Source organism: Streptomyces sp. NPDC006602 (assembly GCF_042870385.1).
GTDB lineage: Bacteria > Actinomycetota > Actinomycetes > Streptomycetales > Streptomycetaceae > Streptomyces.
Genome location: NZ_JBIAHG010000032.1, coordinates 73,014 through 76,655, shown reverse-complemented (window position 1 = coordinate 76,655; position 3,642 = coordinate 73,014). Strand labels below are relative to the sequence as shown.

The following is a 3,642-nucleotide window of genomic DNA, read 5'->3' as shown; positions in this document are numbered from 1 at the left end:
CGCCGACCGTCGGCAACACAGAGTCACAACCGAGGCAGCTCACTGACCGGCTTCACGGAAATCTTGGAAGAGCCACGATTCACCCGTCGCCGACACCAGGACCGGTGACATCGCTCGCACGGCATATCGAGACAGCTGCCAACGGCGCTCTCTCGGGTGTCGCGGGACGCGCCGGACTGAACTCTCCTGCAACGGTGAAGGCCGCCGTGAATGGGCATGGGCGCTTGTACTCAGTGCGGAATCGGCCGATGAAGCCGGGGCGAACTCGTTCCGGGGAGTGGGCAGGAACTGTCGGGGGGAGTGTCTGGTCCGCGCGAGATTGGTGAAGAACGAGGAGGCGGCGGGCAAAGCGGTTCCTTCGGGGGTTTTCAGTCGCGTTGTTGCGGCAGCGCTGTTCACGCCTCGACGGGCCGGGGGCACCCGCGTTCGGTGAGCCGGCCGACGGCGGGCGGGCGGCAGCTGGTTGAGCTGGATGACCTGGCTGGTCAGGCGGGGGTGACATCGAGTGCCTGGGCCAACAGGGCACGTGAGTGGGCCCGTGCCTCGGGGTCCGCGATGATGTCCTGCACCATCACACGGCTGCGATCGCGGCGGCCCACCGCACCGTCGTCCTCGAAGGCTGCGACGGAGCAGGCAAGAGCACACTCGCCACCCGGCTGGCCCGTGAACACGGCTTCACCGTGATCCACTGCCCACGCACTCCGGACTCGGTCAACCTCCTCCAGCGCTACCAGACCCTGCTCGCCCGCCCCGGCCGCCTCGTCCTCGACCGCTGCTTCCTCAGCGAACTCGCCTACGGTCCTCTCTACTGCAGTGGATCACGGATCACCTGGGACGAAGCCAGGACGCTCGCCAAGAGCGTCGCCAACTGGGACGGGGTCTTCCTCGACCGCTTCGGCAGCCTGGACGGCTGCGACGGCGACCGCCTTCCCGCGCCCACCCTTCCGAATGTCGCCATTGCGCCACGCAAGAACCCGACACGCCGTTGAAAGGCACACGATGACACAGCCCGCCAGCGCTCCGACTGTCCAGCGAGTGGACGCCAAACACCGATACGAAATCCTGGTCGACGGCAAAACCGTCGGCCTCACCGCGTTCCGCGACCACGATGACCAGCGCGTTTCTACCACACAGAAATCGACGACGCCTTCGCCGGGCAGGGCCTGGCCGCACTCCTGGTCCAGCAGGCCCTGACCGACGTACGTGGCTCCGGGAAGCGCGTCGTGCCGGTCTGCCCCCACGTGGCGAAGTTCCTCAAGAACCACGACGAGTTCGCCGGCATCGCCGCTTCTCCCACGCCTGCCGAAACGTCCGGACCGCCGTACCGGTCCATACCGGCAGCCCACGGCTTCTGGCCTCGCGGCGCCTGTAGTTCACTTCCGGCAGGACAGCACGACCCCCGTCATCGCGGGGACTCCAGGCGCCGGTGGTACGGCCTCAGACATGCTCATCTCGGACGGAGATGACTGACATCCTGAACCAGCGCCGTAGATGAGGAAGCACCGACGCGGCTCGGCGCTTGTCCCTGTGTGACGGCATCGAAGAAGCTGCCGGTCACCGCACAGCGCTTCCGCCCGAGCCGGCTTCCCGGCACAGTCCGTCAAGAAGGTGCACATGTCCGCATCATCCGACGTCCAGAACCCGCGCCGGCCCGCGACCACAAAGGCCCCGCACGGCGTGCCGGGTTGGCTGGTCGCACTCCTGGCTGTCGCCTCCGGCATGACGGTCGCCAACCTCTACTACGCCCAGCCCCTGCTGTCCTCGCTGAGGGACGTCTTCCACACCAGCACGGCCACCGCCGGCGCACTGATCACCCTCACCCAGGTCGGCTACGTGATCGGCATGCTCTTCCTGGTCCCGCTCGGCGACCGGTTGGAGAAGCGCAACCTGGTCACCGTCCTGCTGACGGTCACGACCCTCGCCCTCGTGGCGGCGGGCCTCGCCACCAGTTTCCCCATGCTGCTGATCGCCTCCCTGGTCAGCGGCGCCACCTCGGTCGTCGCCCAGATCCTGGTGCCCTTTGCCGCCGGCCTCGCGCCCGACCACGCCAGGGGTCGTGTAGTCGGCCGGGTGATGAGCGGGCTGCTCACCGGCATCCTGCTCTCCCGCACTCTGAGCAGTCTGGTCTCCGACCTCGCCGGGTGGCGCGTGGTCTTCCTCGGCTCCGCTGCCCTGATGGTCGTGCTCGCCGTGGCCCTGCGCGCGGCCCTGCCGCGGTCCGCGCCGACCACGACCATCCCGTACCACCACGTGCTGCGCTCCACCGTCCGGCTGGTGCGCACGCACCCGGCGCTGCTGCGCCGTGGCCTCTACCAGGCGGCGATGTTCGGCGCCTTCAGCGCGTTCTGGACCACGGTCTCCTTCGTCCTGACCGGTCCCCGATTCCACTACTCACCGATCGGGGTCGGTGTGTTCGCCCTCGTCGGCGCGGCCGGCGCGGCCATCGCACCGCTCGCCGGACACTGGGCCGACCGGGGCCTCGTACGCCCCGTGACAGGTGTCGCCTTCGTGGTCGCCACCCTGGCCTTCGCGCTCGCCGGGTTCGGCGGACACAGCGTCGTACTGATCGCCCTGGCCGCGATCGTCATCGACATGGCCGTCCAGACCACCCTGATCCTCGGCCAGCACACTGTGTACCAACTCGACCCTGCCGCCCGCGCGCGCCTGAACAGTGCTTTCATCGCCATGTTCTTCGCCGGCGGTGCGGTCGGCTCCCAGCTCGGCTCCGTCGTCTACCACGCCGGAGGCTGGGCTCCCCTGACCGTACTCGGCGCCGCCCTCCCCTTCAGCGCGCTTCTCTACTGGACCACCGAGCGACGCCGGCGTGCGGCGGCGAAGCAGGGCACAGCGAGCCGGTAACGGTGCGCACCAAGGGCGTCGGGTCGGGTTGTGCCGAGGCGGAACCCGAGGAGTGGATTGCCCGGCAGGGCCGGCGAGTTCATCCGCGCCTGAGGAACGGCCTCGGCCTGCCGCGTACGATGCAGCGAAGATCGAAGACCGTCGCCTTCGCACCAGACGGAGCGCTGCTTGACCGGGAGCGGATGATGGATCTGCGCCAGATGGAGGTCGTCGTCTCGGTGGCCGACGCGGGTGGTTTCACGGCAGCGGCAAGGCGGCTGAACGTGGTCCAGTCCGCTGTGTCCAGCACGGTCCGCGCCCTCGAACGCGAACTGGGCGCCCCCTTGTTCGACCGCACCACACATCGCGTCGCGCTCACCCCGGCCGGCGAGGCGTTCGTCCCCGCCGCTCGCGCGACACTCCGGGCCGCCGAACTGGCACGGGAGGCCGTCGATGCCGTACAGGGGCAGCTGCGCGGACAGGTGACGGTCGGCACGATGCAAGGGGTATGGGCGGGGCTCCATCACGCCCTGGCCGCGCTGCGGGCGGAGCATCCGGGCGTGGTCGTACGGCTGCGGCAGGCGGCGGTCGCCGACATCCGGCAGGCTCTGCGCGAGGGCACGGTGGACCTGGCCGTGGTGGCGCTCGACCGCCAGCAGCAGCGTGGGTTGACGACCCGGTTGCTGTCTCGAGAGGACATGGTGCTGTTGGGGGGGGGGGGGGGGGGGGGGGGGGGGGGGGGGGGGCGGCGCGGCGGGGGGGGGGGGGCCGGGGGCCCCCCCCGCCCCGGGGGGGGGGGGGCCG

The 3,642-nt window shown here is 70.0% G+C and carries 3 protein-coding genes and 1 pseudogene; all 4 read left to right on the top strand.

The genetic code is table 11. The features are described 5' to 3' along the window. The first annotated feature begins 530 nt into the window (after positions 1–530). Positions 531–989 (top strand): hypothetical protein, encoded by a 459-nt coding sequence (locus ACFYO2_RS40860; RefSeq protein WP_388360095.1) that lies wholly within the window; start codon positions 531–533, stop codon positions 987–989. A gap of 10 nt (positions 990–999) precedes the next feature. Then, a pseudogene (locus ACFYO2_RS40855) lies at positions 1,000–1,301 on the top strand (GNAT family N-acetyltransferase); the annotation flags it as partial. A 313-nt stretch (positions 1,302–1,614) separates the two neighbouring features. Beyond that, positions 1,615–2,859 carry an MFS transporter gene (locus ACFYO2_RS40850; protein ID WP_388360093.1) on the top strand — a complete coding sequence of 415 codons (1,245 nt, stop codon included), beginning with the start codon at positions 1,615–1,617 and terminating at the stop codon, positions 2,857–2,859. A 2-nt stretch (positions 2,860–2,861) separates the two neighbouring features. Continuing rightward, positions 2,862–3,642, top strand: a 781-nt coding sequence (locus tag ACFYO2_RS40845; RefSeq protein ID WP_388360091.1) for a LysR family transcriptional regulator, incomplete at its 3' end; no start/stop codon positions are given.